The following is a 17,599-nucleotide window of genomic DNA, read 5'->3' as shown; positions in this document are numbered from 1 at the left end:
CCGCAAACCGTAGCTTACGTTACGGTAACGCTTGTTACGGGAAGGGTGATGGGATGGTCTCGGTCCAGCACGAACCATGGGAGTCGCGCGACGCCACCCGGCTACGCGCCGCGCAACGCGCCGAACTCGACGCCCGCTACAGCAACGACGACCACGAACCGGGCGCGCCGCCCAGCGCCGAGACGGTGAGCGTCTTCCTGGTCGCCCGCGACGACGCCGGCGCCGCCGTGGGTTGCGGTGGGCTGCGCCTGCTCGGCCCCGACTCCGCCGAGATCAAACGGATGTACGTCGAGCCGGCCGCCCGGGGCACCGGCGTGGCCACCGCCATCCTGCGCGCCCTGGAGGCGGCCGCCCGCACCGCCGGGGTGCACGCCCTGCTGCTGGAGACCGGCACCGCCCAGCCCGACGCGATGCGCTTCTACGAGCGCGAGGGCTACCACCGCATCGACAACTTCGGCCCGTACCGGGGCGCGGCCCTCTCCGTCTGTTACGCCCGCGACCTGGCTTGACACCTGCGCGACAGGCGATGTCGGCCGGCTGTCCGAGGAGTGTCCGGATACGACAGTTCGGCGGGCTGCCACGCCTTGTTTCCGCACCTATACTCGCGGTGAAGCTCCCGCCGCCACGGCCACCACTCCCGGCCCGCCCCGGCGACTGCCACGACCTCAGCCACCCCATGGCCAGAGTCCCAGGCGCGGAGGTGCGGTGCTGTACTTCTTCCTCAGCTACGCAAGGGGTGACGAGGACGCCCTCGTCCAGCGCTTCTACGAGGATCTCAGCGCAGACGTACGACTGATCGCCGGCCTGCCCCGCGACAAGCCTGTGGGTTTCGTCGACCGCACCATGCTGCTCGGCGAGCGGTGGCCGCAGCGACTCGTGGACGCCCTGGGCAGCTGTGGTTCCTTTCTGGCTCTGATGACACCTCGGTATTTCCAGAGTCGGGTCTGCGGCCAGGAGTGGCAGCTCTTCTCCGACCGCACCGCCCACTTCGCACAGCGCCGGGTGGACGCCTCGCTGCTCAAGCCGCTGATGTGGATCCCGGCCCTGCCGGGCCGGATCCATCCGGTGGCCCAGCCTCTGCAGTACACCTCGGACAGCATGGGCGAGCTGTACCAACGCCTCGGCATCCGGCAACTGATGCGCCTGCAACGACACGGCGACGACTACCGCACCTTCGTGTTCGAGCTGGCCAACCAGATCGTGGCGAGTGTGGACACTCATCCGCTGCCGATGGAGCACCGTCGGCTCGATCTCCAGAGCGTCCCGAGCGCCTTCCACGACCAGCCGGCACCGGCCCCCGGCGCACCGGTGCGCACCGGTCCCAGCAGCGCCATGCTCGTCCAGTTCATCGTGGCCGCCACCAGCCGGCAGGAGATGCGCGCCATCCGGCAGGACGTCTCGGTCTACGGCGACGACCCGCTCCAGTGGGCGCCGTACCGGCCGCCGATGCCCGAGCCGCTCGTCGACTACGCCCGGGAGATCGCCGCCGACCACAGCTACCGCTCCACTGTGCTCGACGTCGACCGGCTGGCCCACGGCACCGACCCGGCCACCCGGTACCACCAGATCCTGGTGCTGATCGTCGATGCCTGGTTGACCCGGCTGCCGGCGCGGCGACAGGCCCTCATCGACCACGCCTCGGCGGCACTGCGCAACGAGGGCGCCGCCACGGCGGTGCTGATCCCCAGCAGCCGGGAGGATCCGGAGACCCGGGAGCACTGGCAGTTGCTCTCCCGCGGCTGCCGGGAGGTCTTCGAGGAACTCACCCTTGACGACGAGCTGTACCGGTCGAACATCATCACCCACCGGGCCTTCGAGGAGTTGCTGCCGGAGGTGCTGGAGGTGGCCCGCAACCGGGTGTTCAGCCGGGCCTCGGTGCACCGGCCGCTCGGCCAGTCGACGGACACCTCACCGCCCCGGCTCGACGGCCCGTGGGCCGGCCTCGGCGATGAGCCCGCAACGGAGGACCACAGTGACGACCACTGACCCGCGCGAGGCGATCACCGGCGGCGAGGGCCGGATCGTCACGTTCTACTCGTACAAGGGCGGGACCGGGCGCACCATGGCGCTGGCGAACGTGGCCTGGATCCTCGCCGCCAACGGCTACCGGGTGCTCGCCGTCGACTGGGACCTGGAATCCCCCGGCCTGCACAAATACTTCCATCCGTTCCTGCTGGACAAGGAGCTGCGCACCTCGCGCGGGGTGATCGACATGGCCCGGGACTACGCCGAGGCCGCAGTACGCCCCGACGAAGAGACGGAGGATCCGGACTGGATCAGCACCGCCGCCGACGTGCTGCGGCACGCGGTGTCGCTGGACTGGAAGTTCCCGCCGCCGAGCCACGACGTGACAGGTGGCGCCCGGCCAGTCCTGCGGGGCTATCTGGACCTGCTGCCGGCCGGTCGGCAGGACCCGTCGTACACGAAGGCGGTCAGCACCTTCGACTGGCAGGCGTTCTTCGAGAAGCTCGGCGGCAACCTCTTCCTGGACGCACTGGCCGCCAGCATGCGGGACAACTACGACTACGTGCTCATCGACAGCCGCACCGGGGTCAGCGACGGCGCCGGCATCTGCACGGTGCGGCTGCCCGACGCGGTCGTCACCTCGTTCACGCTCAACGAGCAGAGCATCGACGGGGCCGCCGCGGTGGCCCGCTCCATCGTCAGGCAGCGCGGCGACCGGCCGATCCGGATCCTGCCGGTGCCGATGCGTGTCGACAACGCCGAGCAGCTCAAGCTGGAGGCCGGGCGGGACCAGGCCCGTCGCCGGTTCACTCCGCTGCTGCCCCGTCTCTCGCCCGAGGAGAGCGACAGGTACTGGGGCGAGGTCGAAATCCCCTATCAGCCCTATTACGCCTACGAGGAGATCCTCGCCACCTTCGGCGACCGGGCTCATCACGAGGCCACCCTGCTCGCCGCGTACGAGCGGTTGACCCGGGCGATCAGCGAGGGCGTGGTGGAGAATCTGCCGCCCCTTGACGACCAGCTCCGTCGCAAGTGGCTGGCCAAGTTCGAGCGGCAGCGGCTCACCGGCGCCACACCTGACGTCTTCGTCAGCTACGCGGCGCAGGACCGGGCCTGGGCGGAGTGGATCTGCGACGAGCTGCGTACGACCGGGCTGCGGGCGGTCATGCGGGAGGTGGAGTTTCCCGCCCATCCGGCCGGCGGCGACCCGACCGCCATCGGTTTCACCGACGCCGCCCGGCTCATCGTGCTGCTGTCCCAGGAGTACATGCAGTCGCCGAGCGCCCGCGAGCTGTGGCAGCAGGCCACCCGGGACGCCAGTGTCGGCACCAGCTACCTGGTGCCGATCCGGTTGGACAACTCCCGCGCCTCCGGGCCGTTCGTCGACCGCATCCCGGTCGACCTGGTCGGGGTCAACGAGCAGGAGGCGATCGACCGCCTGTTGGAGGCGCTGGGCCATCCCACCCGGCCGGCCGGCGACCCGCAGGACGCCCAGCGACGCCGCCGCTTCCCCGGCAACGAACCCCCGCTCTGGCGGGTGCCGCTGCCGCGTAACGTCCAGTTCGTCGGGCGCGGTCTGCTGCTGGAGGAGATGCGCGACTGGCTCTCCAGCGCCGAGGCCGGGCACGGTCCGCTGGCGCTGCACGGCCTCGGCGGCGTCGGCAAGAGCCAGATCGCGTTGGAGTACGCCTACCGCTTCCGCGGCGAGTACGACATCGTCTGGTGGATCTCGGCGCAGCAACCAAGCGTCCTGCGCCTGGCCCTGGGCGCACTCGCCGACCGGCTGGCCGCCGAACTCGACATGCCGTTGGGCGGCAGCGTCAGCGATCGGGTCCAGTGGGTGCTGGACGTGCTGCGCCGTGGCGTGCCGTACCGCCGCTGGCTGCTCATCCTCGACAACGCCGACGAGCCGACGGAGCTGACGGAGCTGCTCCCGCAGGGGCCCGGACACGTGCTCGTCACCACCCGCAACCACGCCTGGACGCGGCACGCCCGGACGCTGGAGGTGGGTTCCTTCGACCGGGCGGAGAGCCTCGCCCTGCTCGGTCGGCGGGCCCGGCACCTCACCGGCGGTGACGCGCAACTGATCGCCGAGCGGCTGGGCGACCTGCCGCTCGCCATCGAGCAGGCTGGTGCCTGGCTGGCCACCACCGGCGAGTCGCCCGAGCAGTACCTCGCCCGGGTCCGGCGCTACCTGCCGGACATGCTGGCCGAGGAGCTGCCGGCGGACTACCGGCAGACCGGCGCCGAGCCGTGGCTGGTCTCGCTGGACAGTCTGCGCGAACGCAACCCGGCGGCGGCGAAGCTGCTGGAGGTCTGTTCCTTCTTCGCCAGCGAGCCGATCCCGATGTCCCTGATCAACGGGGACCGCTTCATCAACGTGCTGCTCCCCTACGACCAGTCGTTGCGCGATCCGCTGCTGATGGGGCGGACGCTGCGCGACATCGGCAGGTACGCGTTGGCCCGCATCGACAGTGTGCGCGGGGGTGGCCGGGGGCGGGGCCAGGAACGCGCCGACGACGCCGGGCAGACCAGCCTGCGGATGCATCCGCTGGTCCAGGAACTGATTCGGGAGTCGCTCTCCGCCGAGGAGAAGGTCGAAAACCGCCGCCACGTGCACGCCATCCTGGCCGCCGCCAACCCGAAGGATCCCGACCAGCCCGACAACTGGCCGATCTACGCCGAGTTGTGGCCGCACCTGCTGCCGTCCCGGACGCTCGCCTCCGACCAGCCCGAGGTGCGGCAGCTCCTGCTCGACGTGGCCCGCTACATGTGGATCCGGGTCGACTTCGGCACCTGCGCCGAACTCGCCGAGCAGGCGATCGAACTGTGGCAGGAGCGGTACGGCCCGGACGACCCGCAGGCGTTGATGATGCGTTTCCACCTGGCCAACGCGCTGCGGCTGGAGGCCCGTTACCAGGCGGCCCACGACATCGACCGCGAGGTGTACGACCGACTCAGCCGCACCCTGGGCCAGGACCACGAATACACAGTGATCGTGGCTGGCAGCCTCGCCGCCGACCTGCGGGCGCTCGGGTTCTTCGAACGCGCCCGCGAGCTGGACACCAGCACCGAGCGACTGGCCCGGGACGTCTTCGGTGAGGACCATCCCCGGGCCCTGATCGCGGCGCACAACCTGGCCATCTCGCTGCGCCTGGTCGGTGACCTGCGCGGTGCGTTGCGCCGCAACGAGCGCACCCTGGCCCGACGCCGGGAAACGCTCGGGCCGATGCATCCGTTCACCCTCTTCTCCGCCGGGCAGTACGGCCGCGACCTGCGCGACACCGGTGATCTGATCGAGTCACGCCGGATCCTGGAGGCGGCGGTGGAGGCACACCGTCAGGTGCTCGGTGAGGAGGACGCCGAGACCCTGCGGGCCCTGAAGAACTACGCGGTCACCCTGCGCAAACTCGGTGAGCTGGAGCGGGCCCACACGCTGAGCCGGGAGGTGCTGCTGCGGTCCCGCCGGCGACACGGCCCGGATCATCCCGACGTGCAGGCCAGCGCCATGAACCTGGCCTGCGACGAGTCGGCCATCGGCGACGACACGGGGGCGCTGCGCCGGGCCCGACCGGTGTACCGGTGGTACCGGGACCACATGGGCGAGGATCACCTGTTCACCCTGGCCTACGCCAACAATCTGGCGATCTTCCTGCGCAAGGTGGGCGACACGGAGGCGGCCTTCGAGCTGTCCGACCGGGTGGTGGCCCGGTTCACCCAACGGATCGGCGCGGACCATCCCTACACCCTGGCCGCCAACATCAACCTCGCCAACTGCTGGTTCAGTCGCCGCGAGTTCGACGCGGCGCTGCTCAACGACCAGGAGGCGTACGACCGCAGCCGGCGGATCCTCGGGCCGGCCCACCCGGACACCCTGGCGGTGGCGAACAACCTCGCCACCAGCCTGAGCGTCACCGGCGATCACCGGGGTGCCCGCACGCTGCGCGACCAGGTCATGCCGTTGTTCCGGCGGGTGCTCGGGGAGGAGCATCCGAACACCATCGCCCTGGTCGAGGCGAACCGGCTCAACTGCGATCTGGAGCCGCCACCGACCTGACCCGCACCGGGGCCAGCCAGCGGGACAGGTCGAGCGGATCCACCGCCACACCCACCTCGGCCAACGCGCTCAGCACCGCCCGGCACAGCTCGGGATCGGCCCGTAGTGCGGAGTCGGCGGCCGGCAGCCGCGCGTCGGCGAGCGTCAACCCGACCCAGGCCGCCACCTGGTCCGGCTCGTGCCGCAGCTGCCGCTGATACCACGTCCGGGCGGTCAGGTGATCGTCGGCGGCCAGCGCCAGGTCACCGGCGGAGGCGGCCGGCAACACGTCGGCGAGGCGTTCGGCACCACGACGCAGCCGGTCGAACCGTTCCGGGTCGGCGAGCCGCAGCCGGACCAGGTCCAGCCGGGGACTGCGGCTCAGCCAACGGCCGTCGGCCGGTCGTACCCGCAGCGCGACGGTGAGCGCAGGGCAGGCCGCACCGGCCCGCCACGCCTCGACGAGCCGTGCCACGATCCGAGGATCAGGCCGCCGGTTGCGCAGCCGCCACACCGTCCAGTGGTCGTCCGCGGCCTCGCGGGCGAGCGCGGCGGCTTCCGGCGGCACCGGGTCGTCGCGCCAGCCGTCGATCACCGTACGCAGCCCGGCCACGAACCGCCGGCCGGCCGGGGTGAGCTGCCCGTGCGACTCGACGTCCACGCAGGTGCGTCCCACCCGATCCCGCCAGCGGGCGAACTCCGTCTCGGCCAGCCGCACCTGGCCGGCGGTGACCGCCGTGCGCCGGGTGCGCCAGAACTCGGTCACCGCGACGAAGGCGTACACGCCTTGGAGGGCGGCGCCGAGCGGACGCGGATCGTCGCGCCAGGGCGCGTAGTAGTAGTGCTTGTCGTCGGGGTCGTAGAGCGGCTCGATGTCGATGGTGGCACCGAGTTTCGCGTGCTGGAACTCGTGCATCAGGCCGAGCGCCAGCCCCTGGCCGTCGGCCGGCGGGGTCATCGACACCGCGCCGAAGGCGTCCATGCTTGTCACGTTCACCCCGGCGCTGGCCGAGTCGGCCTCCAGCGGGACGAGGGTACGCAGTCCCTCGGCGATCGCCTCGGCATGCCCCCGGTGGTACCGCACCAGGATCGGCCAGGCCCCGTCGAGCAGCCGCTGCCAGCGGTCCACCGCCGCGGGGTCCAACCGGCCGGTGGCGCAGAGCCGGTGACAGTCGCGGTACGGATCGAGATCGTCGAGCCAGAGGCGCAGGGTGAGCCCACCGGCGGTGCTGGACAGACTGTGCAGCCCGGACCAGCCCTCCGTCTCGGTCCCGCGGGCACCGGCGGGAGCCGGCTCGCCGGGCCCGAGTGGGGGCAGCTCGACCGGGCCCACCCGGGTCCGGCCGCCGGTGTGGGACACCGTGACCGGGCCTGATCCGTTGACCCGGGCCCGACCGAGGGAGGGCAGGAAGACCGCACCGTCGCGCGCCGGCACGGTGAGCGTGAACTCCAGGCCGGCCCGGATCGCCGCCGCCACCGCCAGCCCGCCGAGGTAACCCAGGTCGACACCGACCGGGCCGGCAGACTCGGGCCGTACCGCCAGCCCCGCCGTGGTCCGGCCGGACGCGGCGGGTACGGCCGTAGCCGCGCCGGGTGGCGCAGCGGGTACGGCCGCCGGGGCCGGCGCAGTGCGGGCGGATCGTGCGGTGGCCGGATCGGGTTGCCGTAGCCGGCGGAGGGTGACCGCCAGCCACGCGCCGGTGTGCGGCAGGGTCAGCAGCGCCGGGCCGAGCGCCGGATTCCGCCGTACGGCCGCGGCGAGCAGCGCGAAGTAGCTGCCGGTCTCGGCCGGATCGGCCAGGTCCAGTACCGCACGTAGCTGGAGCATCCGCTTGCTGAGCTGCCCGGCGCGCAGCGTCCGGACCAGATCCGCGCCGCCCGCCCCGGCAGCGAGAGCGTCAAGGTCGGCCGGGCGCAGCCGGTGGTAGCGGCTCACCGTCAGCCGCCTCGCAGCCCGGCCAGATCGGCCCGCAGCCGGCTTGACACGTGCGCGATGAGCAGGCGGAGGTCGGCGCAGTAGACGGAGGGGTTGGTGAAACTGCCGGCCCGGTACCGGTGCGGATAGTTGCCGCCGCCGCAGACCTGATGCACCGGACAGCGCCGGCACTCGGCCGCCAGCGCCGCCACACCGGCCTGCCGGATCGCCACGGCCGGGTGGCGCAGCACGTCGTCGAAGGTGTCGTCGAAGACCGTCAGGGCGGTGTCGACCGCGCCCGGGTAGCTGGAGCGCAGCGTGTCGACCTGTTCGTAGCCACCGTCGGTGTTGACCACCACGGCGGCGACCGGACTCAGCCCGACCGACTCGGTCCGGCTCTGGCCGCCGAGCAGCAGGTTGAGCAGTTCCTCGAAGAGGCGGACCCGGGTCAGCCGCACCGGCGCGTCGTACCACGCGTCGAAGGCGTCGGCCAGCCACCTGCCGTACCCGCCCTCGGCGGGCCCGACCCGGCGCGGCGGCGTCTCCCAGTTGGCGTGCGGCAGCAGGAAGTCCACCATCGGTGGTCGGTGGGCCAGCAGTGCCTGGTACGTCCCACGTGGATCGGCGTCGAGGTCGACCACGCAGAGGATGCCCGCGTACGCCTCGGGCCGCCCGGCGAGCAGGCGCAGCGCACGCTCGACGGCGTCGAAGCTGCCCCGACCGGAGGCGTACCGCCGGTGCCTGTCGTTGCTGCGCCGGTCACCGTCCAGACTGACCCCGACCAGCACCCCCGCCTCGGCCAGCACGGCAAGTGCCCGCTCGTCGAGCAGGGTGCCGTTGGTCTGCACGCTGATCCGGGCCGACGCGGGGCTGACCGCCGCCCGCAGTCGCTCGGCCATCCGCGCCAGGGCCGGTGCGCCGGCCAGCAGCGGTTCACCACCGTGCAGCACGATCCGCGCCGCCGCCAACCCGTGCGTGTGCACATGCTCGGCGAGCCGACGACAGGTGTGGTCGAAGACCTCGGGGGACATCAGCGGCGGGTCGGTGCGGGCCCGCCGGTCGGCCAACTCGTACATGTAGCAGTAGTCGCAGGCCAGGTTGCACCTGCTGTGGACCTTCAGGATGAACTCGGAGAAGGGCACCGGCCGCGTCGGGGCCGGTCGGTGTGCCACCGCCTGCCCACGCCGCCCGTCGCCCGGCACGTCACATCGCCGAGTTCCACCCGGCGACCGCGTCCTGCGGGCGGTCGATCTCCTCAAGGATGCGGCGCAGCGAATGGCCGAACGCCGACTTGTCGAGCTCCGGCAGGTCGGCCAGGCTCACGTCGCTGAGGTCCGCGAGCACCCCGACGGGGCCGTCTTCGGTCGTATCCATAGTGATCCGTCCACCCGCGAAGGAAACTCGCGCCCGAATGAGTGACAACTTGTGCAAGAGGCACCGGACCAGAGCCCGCCCCCACCGCCGAACCGTCGGCGAACCGGGTCATCGTATCGGCATCATGCCGTCAGAGGGCACCCGGGCGGTCAACCGGTTCAACGTTGCAGTGCCGCCGGGGGACGCGCTCCGTCGCCTCTCCGACACCGGCCCGGGGTCACCTGCCGGCGCGGGCCCGGAGCAGTTTCGGTGCCGCGGCCAGGCCGGTGACCGGACGGAACGCCCGGGCCGCATTCACCAGCGCGGCGTACTCGTCCTCGGTGAGGTCGATCTCCGCGGCGGCGGCGTTGCGTTCCACCTGCTCGACGCTTGACGCACCCGGGATGGCCACCACGTTCGGGTGACGCAACACGTACGCCAGCGCGATCTGGCTCGGCGTGGCGTCGTGCGCGGCGGCCACCTGACGCAGCGTCTCGATCAGCGCCGTGCCCCGTTCGAGGTTCTCCGGCAGGAAGTACGGGTTGGCCCGGCGGACCGCGCCGGTCGGCGGGTGGTGTGCGTCGTACCGGCCGGAGAGGAAGCCCTGCGCCAGTGGGCTGTACGCGATGACCAGGCGGCCGGCCTGCTCCGCGTAGGGCAGCAGGTCCTCTTCCGGCTTGCGGTCCAGCAGGCTGTAGCGGACCTGGTTGCTCAGCACCCGCCGGCCCAGCGCGACTTCGGCGACCTGCCAGCGGCGCAGGCTGTAGTCGCTGACCCCGACCTCACCGACCAGGCCGACGTCCTGCAACGTACGCATCCCGCGCATGGTGGTGTGGTCGGCGACAAGCGGGTTGGGCTTGTGCACCTGGTAGAGATCGATGGTGCTGACGCCGAGTCGGGCCGCCGAGGCGACCGCCCGCTGCTGCACCACGGAGGCGATCGGCAGCACCGGCAGGATCTTGGTCGCTACAGTGATCTTGTCCCGGTCGCGCGCCAACGCTGCGCCCAGGATCCGCTCGCTGCGCCCGAAGCCGTAAACCTCGGCGGTGTCGAAGACGGTGACGCCCAGCTCGACGGCGCGCCGCACGATGTCGCCCGCCAGCCGCTCGTAGTCCGGCCCGTAACCCCACTCGCGCGAACCGAACTGCCAGGTGCCGAGCCCGATCTTGGACAGGGGCTTCGGAGTGTCGAGCCGCACGTAACGCATGCCGCCGAGGCTACCCGCCCCACCCCTTTCCCGCCCGGTGCCTGCCGGCGTGGGTCACCAGATGCGGGGGTTGGCCCGGTGGTTGCGCACCGTGCAGGGGCGACCGGGGGGTGGTCCGCTGCGGGAGCCGCGGGAGCCACGTAGCCACTTGCCGACCAGCACCAGCAGCAGCACGCCGAGCGCGCCGCCCGCGTACAGCGGCCAGCTCAGGCCGTCCAGCGAGCTGACCGAGGCCACCGGGCGGGCCAGCGCGCCGGCCGGCAGCTCGTTACGCGACGCGTCGGTCGCCGCGTCGCCGATCAGACCCTCGTCACCGGCCGCCGCGTCGCCGCCGGGGGCGGTCGGCTCCGCTGCGGCGTCGGCGGCCGGCGGCGTGGTCACGTCCGCTACCGGAACCGACGATGGCTGGGCCCGGCTGCCCGGCGGTTGGATCTCCACGTCCGAGCAGGAGTAGTAGGTGTCGGCACTGTCCGAGGTCTGCCAGATCGTGTAGATGATGTGCCGGCCGGTCCGATCGGCAGGCAGGCGCACGGACATCTGGTATTCCCCGTCGCGCAACTGCGGATCGGCGACCCTGAGGAACGGCATGGTGTCCAGATCCGCCCAGGTCAGTTTCCCGGTCCCGAGGTAGTCGGCGCGAGTCAGGTAGAACCGGAAGACGCCCTGGTGCGGCACCGTGCTGCGGTAGCGGAAGGTGAGCTGCGCGCCTGCCGTCAGTCGGGTCGTCGGCCAGTCGGTGCGTGCCAGGTCCAGTCCCTGGTACGCCGACAGCCCGCCGCTGCACAGCTCCCCGTCCGGGATCTGCTCGCGGTCGCGGCCGTCCACCCCGTACACCCGGATGTTGTCCCATTCCCGGACGGCGGCGCCGGTCCTGATCGCGGCCAGGCAGGCGGCGGTTTCGGCGTGCTCGCCGTTCGGGGCGCAGGCCAGAGCCCGGCCGACCGGGAACGACGGGGCACCTTGCGCATAGGCGGGCGACGCGCCGATCGTCGCCGCGGCGACGGCGGCGAGCATGGCGGCGATTCGGCGTACGGTCATGACAGTGGTCCTCCCAGGCATCAGTACGGATGGGAAGGGCCAAAAGGTTCGATGCGCGGCGCAACAGTCCGCACGGAAACGAGTCGGCCGACCCTGCCTCGGTCCGCGGGCCCGTCCGTAGCGTGAACGGTGGAGGTGCCTGATGCGAGTGGCCGTGTTCAGCACGAAACCGTACGACCGGAAGTTCCTCGGCGCAGCGAACGCCGCCGGTGATCATGAGCTGGTCTTCCTGGAGCCCCGGTTGACGGCGCAGACCGCCCGGCTGGCCGAGGGAAGCGCCGCGGTCTGCGCCTTCGTCAACGACGACCTGGGCGACGAGGTGCTGGAGCGGCTCGCCGAGGTCGGCGTGCGGGTGGTCGCGCTGCGTGCGGCCGGTTTCAACAACGTCGACGTGGCCGCCGCCCGCCGGCTCGGCCTGACCGTGGTACGTGTGCCGGAGTATTCACCGCACGCCGTCGCCGAGCACACGGTCGGCCTGATCCTCGCGCTCAACCGCAAGATCCACCGTGCCTACAACCGGGTACGCGAACACAACTTCGCGCTCACCGGGCTGCTCGGCTTCGACCTGCACGGCCGTACGGTCGGCATCGTCGGCACCGGCCGGATCGGCGTCTGCGTCGCCCAGATCATGACCGCCTTCGGTTGCCGCGTGCTGGCCAGCGATCCGCAGCGCAGCGACGCGGCGATCGCGGCCGGGGCCGAGTACGTCCCGCTGGAGCACCTGCTCGCCGAGTCGGACATCGTCACCCTGCACTGCCCGCTCACCGCCGACACCCGCCATCTGATCGACGCCGACCGGGTGAAACTGCTCCGCGAGGGCATGATGCTGATCAACACCGGTCGGGGTTCGCTGGTGGACACCCGGGCCGTGATCGACGGGCTGAAGAGCGGCCGGATCGGTTACCTCGGCCTCGACGTGTACGAGGAGGAGACCGACCTGTTCTTCGAGGACCTCTCCGACCGCGTCCTCGGCGACGACGATTTCGCCCGGCTCACCACCTTCCCCAACGTGCTGGTCACCGGGCATCAGGCGTTCTTCACCTCCGACGGGCTGCACAGCATCGCCGCCACCACGATCGCCAACCTGACCGCCGTCGCGCACTCCGGCCCCGACGCCGTCACCGGTCCGGCCCGGGTCTGCTGACCCGGCCCGGATGCCGCTGTCCTGGCTGTTGCAAACCGCCCCGCCGAGCACCTGGACTGACACCGAAACGGATCTTGGTGCGAAAGCGCCCCGTTTCGGGGGCACTTTCGCACCAAGATTGCTGTGTTCTCAGGCGCTAGCGAGCAGCTACCGGTGTGGTTCGCTTGGTGGTGGCCACGCCGGGCTTGGTGTTCAGGCGGGTCGCGGTCACCCGCACGCTCAGCCGGTGCCCGACGTCCGCCTTCTTCGGCAGATAACTGGAGCCGGTCGCCCCGGATATCGCCTTGCCGTCACGCAGCCACTGGTAGGAGAAGGTCAGGCCGGGCTGGTCCCAGCTGCCCGGGGTGACGGTGAGCTTCGTACCGACCTTGGCCTTGCCCTTGATGGTTGGCGCCTTCTTCACCTTCGGTGCCGGCCCCGGCACCGAAGGCACCAGCAGGCTCGCCATGGCCACGTTGCCCGCCGTGTCGATGGCGCGGTACTGGACGAGGTGCCGGGTGTGGTCGAACCGCACCGGTGACCGGTACCGCTGCCAGGCGCCGAAACCGTCGCGGTACTCGATGCGGGCCACCCCCGAGTGGGCGTCGCCGGCGGTGATGGTCAACGTCCGCTTGTCGAGTTTGCCCCGTACGGTCGGCAGCACCCGGTCCACCTTGACCGTGGTCGACCAGGTCTCGCTCCACCACAGGTTGGCGCCCTGGGCCCGGTAGTCGATCCGGTAGCTGCCGTGCGGCAGCGGCACCGGGTCCCGGTAAGGGAACCAGCCCTTGCCGTCGATCTGGTATTCCACCAGCCGGACGCCGTCGCCAGCGGTCAGCGTCAACGCGGCCTGACCGCCGTACCAGCCGTCGCTGCCCGCAGCGGAGATCGACACCTTCGGTTGCCCGCCCTGGTAGCGCAGCGGCGGCACGCTGGTCAGCGTCGGCACCACGCGGCGGATCGTGCCGTCGGGCTCGTGGTACAGCCGGTCGATGGTGGTCTCCCGGTGCGTACCGTCGCCGCCCGGGATGGCGAAGCGGTGGTACGCGATGTACCAGTCGTCGGTGCCGGGCACCTGCAGCACCGAGTGGTGTCCGGTGCCGAGGATGCCCTGGCTCGGGTCCTTGGTGAGGATCTCGCCCTTGGCCGTGAACGGGCCCAGCGGGCTGGTGCCGATGCCGTAGCCGACCCGGTAGTTCTCGCTGCCGGTGTCGTCGATCGACCAGGACAGGTAGTAGGCGCCGTCGCGCTTGTGCAGGAACAGGCCCTCGCGGAAGTCCGTCAGGCCGGTGAACCGCACCCGCTTGCTGACGTCGTACGAGATCATGTCGTCGTTCAGCGGTACCGCGTACGGCGTGCCGTTGCCCCAGTAGAGGTAGCTCTTGCCGTCGTCGTCGGTGAAGACCGCCGGGTCGATCTGCTGTGCGCCGTTGTAGTCGTCCTTGTTGACCAGCGGCTTGCCCAGCGGGTCGACGAACGGCCCGAGCGGCGAGTCGGCGACCGCCACCCCGATGTTCTGCTGCGCCGAGAAGTAGAAGTAGTACTTGCCGTTCTTCTCGATCGCCGCCGGCGCCCAGGCGTTGCGGTCCGCCCAGGAGATGTCGGGGCCGAGGTCCAGGATGGTGTCGTGCTCGGTCCAGTCGACCAGGTTCCGGCTCGACCACACCTTGAAGGTGCTGCTGCCCCAGCCGGGGAAGCCGTCGGTGGTGGCGTAGATGTAGTACGTGTCGCCGAACCGGACGATGTTCGGGTCGGCGTTGTAGCCGGGCAGCACCGGCGAGCCCATCGACACCGCCCGCACCGTCCACACCCGGGTCGCCCCGGTCGCGTCCCGCACGGTGACCGCCACCGGCTGGCGGTAGTCCCGGGCCCCGGTCGGGGTGACCGTCGAGGTCGAGGCCACCACGTACGTCGGCGCGAGCCGGCTCAGGTCGGTGCCGGGCCGCACCGGCAGGGTGACAGTGCCGGTGTTCGGGTCGATCATCGCTGGCACCTTCAGGCTGTCCAGCGTCACCGCGACGATGCCGGTGCCGTTACCACCCAGCCCGGCCACCTCGGCGTCGCTGAGCGCCCGGTTGTAGATCGCGAAGTCGCGAACCTGGCCCTTGAGATACCGGTCGGAGCTGTACTGGGAGCGGCCGAGGTAGTTGGCGGTGGTCCACCCGCCGCCGATGTCACCGGGCCGGTTGACCACCCCGGTCTTCTCGGCGACCCGCACCCCGTCCAGGTAGAGCCGGGCGGTGCCGGCACCGTTGAGGGTGTACGTGAGCGTCTTCCACACCGCACGCGGCAGGGCGGTGCCGTTGGTGACGGTCTCCTCGGTGGTCCAGTTCCCGGTCGCCAGCGAGGTCCGGTAGTTGTTGCCGGTGGTGAAGAGGTAGCCGTTGCCCGCGCCACCCGAGGTGTTGCCCAGCCCCCAGATGAAGTACGGCGTGGCCTGGTCGCTGGCGATGTTGACCTGGACCGACACGGTGATCTCGTCGAGCCCGGCCATGATGTTGTCGGGCAGGCCGACGTGTCCGTTGCTGCCGCCGAGGTTCAGCGCGCCGTCGCGCCAGCCGGCGTCACCGGCCAGGGTGCCGTGGTAGCCGTTGCCGGAGGCGTCGGTGGCGGTGCCACCGCTGCTCTGGTTCAGCGGGTAACGCAGCACCAGACCGTCCTCGGTGGCCCGGACCGGTGGCGGCGCCTCGGTGAGCGCCTCGTTGAGGGCGTCGAGTTCGGTCTTGGTGACCGGGATGACGGTGCCGTGTCGGGGGCTGGCCGGCAGGCGGTAGCTGGCCGGCACCCGCCAGGTCGGGTTCTCCAGGTCGTTTGTGCCGAGCGGGATGTAGCCCCGGCCGCCGTACTCGTCGACGAAGAGGTAGTACTTCGACCCGGAGGTGTCGCCCGGGTTGGCCTTGAACACCGTCGGGCCCTCCACCGCCGAGGTGCCGGCGTCGCGGCCGATGCAGGCCGTGATCCGGCTCCAGGCGGGCCGGCCCGGCAGGTCGACGGCGGTCAGCGAGGTCGCCTTCTCCTGGATGATGTCGGAGCAGCCGGTGCCGCCACCGCCCTCGTCCTTGGTGAACCGGTAGTAGGTGTCGCCTTCCTTGATCACCGTGGAGTCGATCCGCGACTCGCCCCGGTCCTGCCAGATGGTGGCCGGTGCGAAGGTCACGAAGTCCCGGGTGGTGGCGGCGAGCATCCGGTTGTAGGTGTTGCCGGTGTGGTTCGGGTCGTTCTCGGCGTACAGCTTGGACGCCCAGAAGACGAGGTATTCACCCCGCTCGTCGTCCCAGTACGCCTCCGGTGCCCAGGTGTTGCCGGCGGTGGGTGGGGAGACCTCCACGTGCCGCTGCTCGGACCAGTTGACCAGGTCGGTGGACTCCCACACCTCCAGGTAGCGGCTGCCGTGCCGCTGGGAGGCGTCCCAGTCCCCGTTGCGCCCGATGGACAGGTCGGTGGCGATCAGGAAGAACCGGTCCCCCTCCGGGCTGCGGATCAGGAACGGGTCACGCAGGCCCCGGGTGCCGAAGGTGGACTCCAGGGTGGGCTTGCCACCGTTGAGTTCGGTCCACTGGAGGGCGTTGTTGCCCTGGCTGGCGGCGAAGTAGATCTTCTCGCCCTCGATCGAGTTGCCGGTGAAGTAGCTGAACGCGTAGCCCTCGTACGGCGCGGGTGCGGGCAGTTGCCGGACGGTCAACCTGATGGCCCGTTCGACCCGGGCCGCACCGACGGCGACAGTGGCCGTGACGGTCACCGGCACGTCGCCGGCGCCGTGCGCCGGGCGGTTGACCACGCCGTCGGGTGCGACCACCGCCGGCCGGTCGGAACGCCAGGTGACGGTGGCCCCGTGCCGGCCGCTGGTGGGCAGGGTGAGATTTCCGCGTACGTCGTCAGGATGCACCAGCGACAGCGCGGCGGCTGCCGCGGCGGCGCGGTCCTCGTCCGACTCGTCGGGCAGCACGGTGGCGGTGAAGGTCTTCGTGTCGGTGGCGGCGCCCCGGCTGAGCGTGGCGGTCAGGGTGACAGTCGCCGGCCCGTCGGCGGCGGTGGGTCGGGTCACCACGCCGGTCGGGCTGATCGTCGCGGGGCGGCTGGACGCCCAGGCGATCGCCGCGCCGTAGCCGCCCCGGGTGGGCAGGGTGAGCCCGCCGGTCACCGCCGAGAGGTCACCGAGGTCCAGGGCCGCGGTGTCGCGGGCGACCCGGGTGGCGTCCGGCAACGCGACAGCCGCCACCTCGTCGGCGGCCAAGGCCCGGTCGTAGATGCGGAAGTTGGCCACCTGAGCACGCAGCATCCGGTCGGTGGCGTAGGTGGAGCGGCCGAGGTAGTTGGCGGTGGTCGTACCGTTGCCGACGGCGCTGGGCAGGACTGTGACGTTGGTGTTCCGCGCGACCTCGACACCATCCTCGTAGAGGGTGCCGGTGGTGCCGGTCTGGGTGTACGTGACGGACTTCCACACGCCGCGGGCCAGGTTGCCGCCCTTGGCGGTCACCCGTTCGCCGGACCAGTTGGTGGTGGTGATGGCGGCCCGGAAGGCGTCGCCGCTGGCGAAGAGGTACCCGGTGCCGGCGTTCGAGGTGGCCGGGTTGCCCAACCCCCAGATGAAGTACGGGGTCTGTTGGTCGGGCTCGACGTACACGTCGACCGAGACGGTGATGGCCGACAGGCCCTTCATGATGTCGTTCGGCAGTCGGACGTGGTCGTCGACCCCGTCGAGCCGGAGTCCATCCTGGTTGGTCCAGGTGCCGCCACCGACGAGCGTGCCGTGCCGGCCGTGACCGGAGGTGTCGGTGACCGTCGTGCCGGTGCTCTGGTCAAGGTCGTAGCGGAGCACCAGGCCCGCGGTGACGTCAGCGCTGGGGGCGGCTCGCGTCGGTGTGGCCGGCAGCAGCCCGGCGGTCAGCGCGGTCGCCACTGCGGCGACCAGTGTGCTGGTCAGACGTCGCGGCCGGGGGTTGGGGGTGAGGGGTTTCCGGG

Annotated in this window: 10 protein-coding genes; 4 read left to right on the top strand and 6 right to left on the bottom strand. The window is 71.3% G+C overall.

What is annotated here, in order from left to right; all coding sequences use genetic code 11:
* Window positions 1-53: 53 nt before the first annotated feature.
* From C1I93_RS17990 to fxsT, 3 genes are all read left to right on the top strand, one after another.
* Window positions 54-509 (top strand): GNAT family N-acetyltransferase, encoded by a 456-nt coding sequence (locus C1I93_RS17990; protein WP_111244452.1) that lies wholly within the window; start codon window positions 54-56, stop codon window positions 507-509.
* Window positions 510-705: 196 nt separating this feature from the next.
* Window positions 706-1,986, top strand: coding sequence for a TIR-like protein FxsC (locus C1I93_RS17985; RefSeq protein WP_181445217.1), 1,281 nt, complete (start codon window positions 706-708; stop codon window positions 1,984-1,986).
* Window positions 1,973-6,022, top strand: a complete 4,050-nt coding sequence (fxsT, locus tag C1I93_RS17980; protein WP_181445216.1) for an FxSxx-COOH system tetratricopeptide repeat protein — start codon at window positions 1,973-1,975, stop codon at window positions 6,020-6,022. Before C1I93_RS17985 ends, fxsT begins: the two co-directional genes overlap by 14 nt.
* Here fxsT and C1I93_RS17975 read toward each other — a convergent pair.
* From C1I93_RS17975 to C1I93_RS17955, 5 genes are all read right to left on the bottom strand, one after another.
* The gene (locus C1I93_RS17975) at window positions 5,991-7,937 is read right to left on the bottom strand and encodes an HEXXH motif domain-containing protein (protein ID WP_111244449.1); all 1,947 of its coding nucleotides are present in this window, start codon (window positions 7,935-7,937) and stop codon (window positions 5,991-5,993) included. The genes fxsT and C1I93_RS17975 overlap by 32 nt on opposite strands.
* A gap of 2 nt (window positions 7,938-7,939) precedes the next feature.
* Complete coding sequence (locus tag C1I93_RS17970) at window positions 7,940-9,088, bottom strand: FxsB family cyclophane-forming radical SAM/SPASM peptide maturase (protein WP_111244453.1); 1,149 nt, start codon at window positions 9,086-9,088, stop codon at window positions 7,940-7,942.
* Window positions 9,089-9,119: 31 nt separating this feature from the next.
* On the bottom strand, window positions 9,120-9,290 hold the full coding sequence (fxsA, locus tag C1I93_RS17965; RefSeq protein ID WP_111244448.1) for an FxSxx-COOH cyclophane-containing RiPP peptide: 171 nt from the start codon (window positions 9,288-9,290) through the stop codon (window positions 9,120-9,122).
* A 217-nt stretch (window positions 9,291-9,507) separates the two neighbouring features.
* On the bottom strand, window positions 9,508-10,476 hold the full coding sequence (locus C1I93_RS17960; RefSeq protein WP_111244447.1) for an aldo/keto reductase: 969 nt from the start codon (window positions 10,474-10,476) through the stop codon (window positions 9,508-9,510).
* Window positions 10,477-10,530: 54 nt separating this feature from the next.
* Window positions 10,531-11,514: a lytic polysaccharide monooxygenase auxiliary activity family 9 protein gene (locus C1I93_RS17955; RefSeq protein WP_111244446.1), complete on the bottom strand. Its 984-nt coding sequence runs from the start codon at window positions 11,512-11,514 to the stop codon at window positions 10,531-10,533.
* A 142-nt stretch (window positions 11,515-11,656) separates the two neighbouring features.
* Between C1I93_RS17955 and C1I93_RS17950 the strand changes: the two genes are divergently transcribed.
* The gene (locus C1I93_RS17950) at window positions 11,657-12,658 is read left to right on the top strand and encodes a 2-hydroxyacid dehydrogenase (protein WP_111244445.1); all 1,002 of its coding nucleotides are present in this window, start codon (window positions 11,657-11,659) and stop codon (window positions 12,656-12,658) included.
* Window positions 12,659-12,794: 136 nt separating this feature from the next.
* On the opposite strand, the gene C1I93_RS17945 is transcribed toward C1I93_RS17950, so the two are convergent.
* Window positions 12,795-17,537, bottom strand: coding sequence for a family 43 glycosylhydrolase (locus C1I93_RS17945; protein ID WP_223256175.1), 4,743 nt, complete (start codon window positions 17,535-17,537; stop codon window positions 12,795-12,797).
* Window positions 17,538-17,599 lie beyond the last annotated feature (62 nt).

Origin of the sequence: Micromonospora endophytica, from assembly GCF_003236305.1 — a bacterium.
Classification (GTDB): domain Bacteria; phylum Actinomycetota; class Actinomycetes; order Mycobacteriales; family Micromonosporaceae; genus Micromonospora; species Micromonospora endophytica.
The sequence above is the reverse complement of the archived record's forward strand: the minus strand, read 5'-3'. Positions and strand labels throughout refer to the sequence as shown.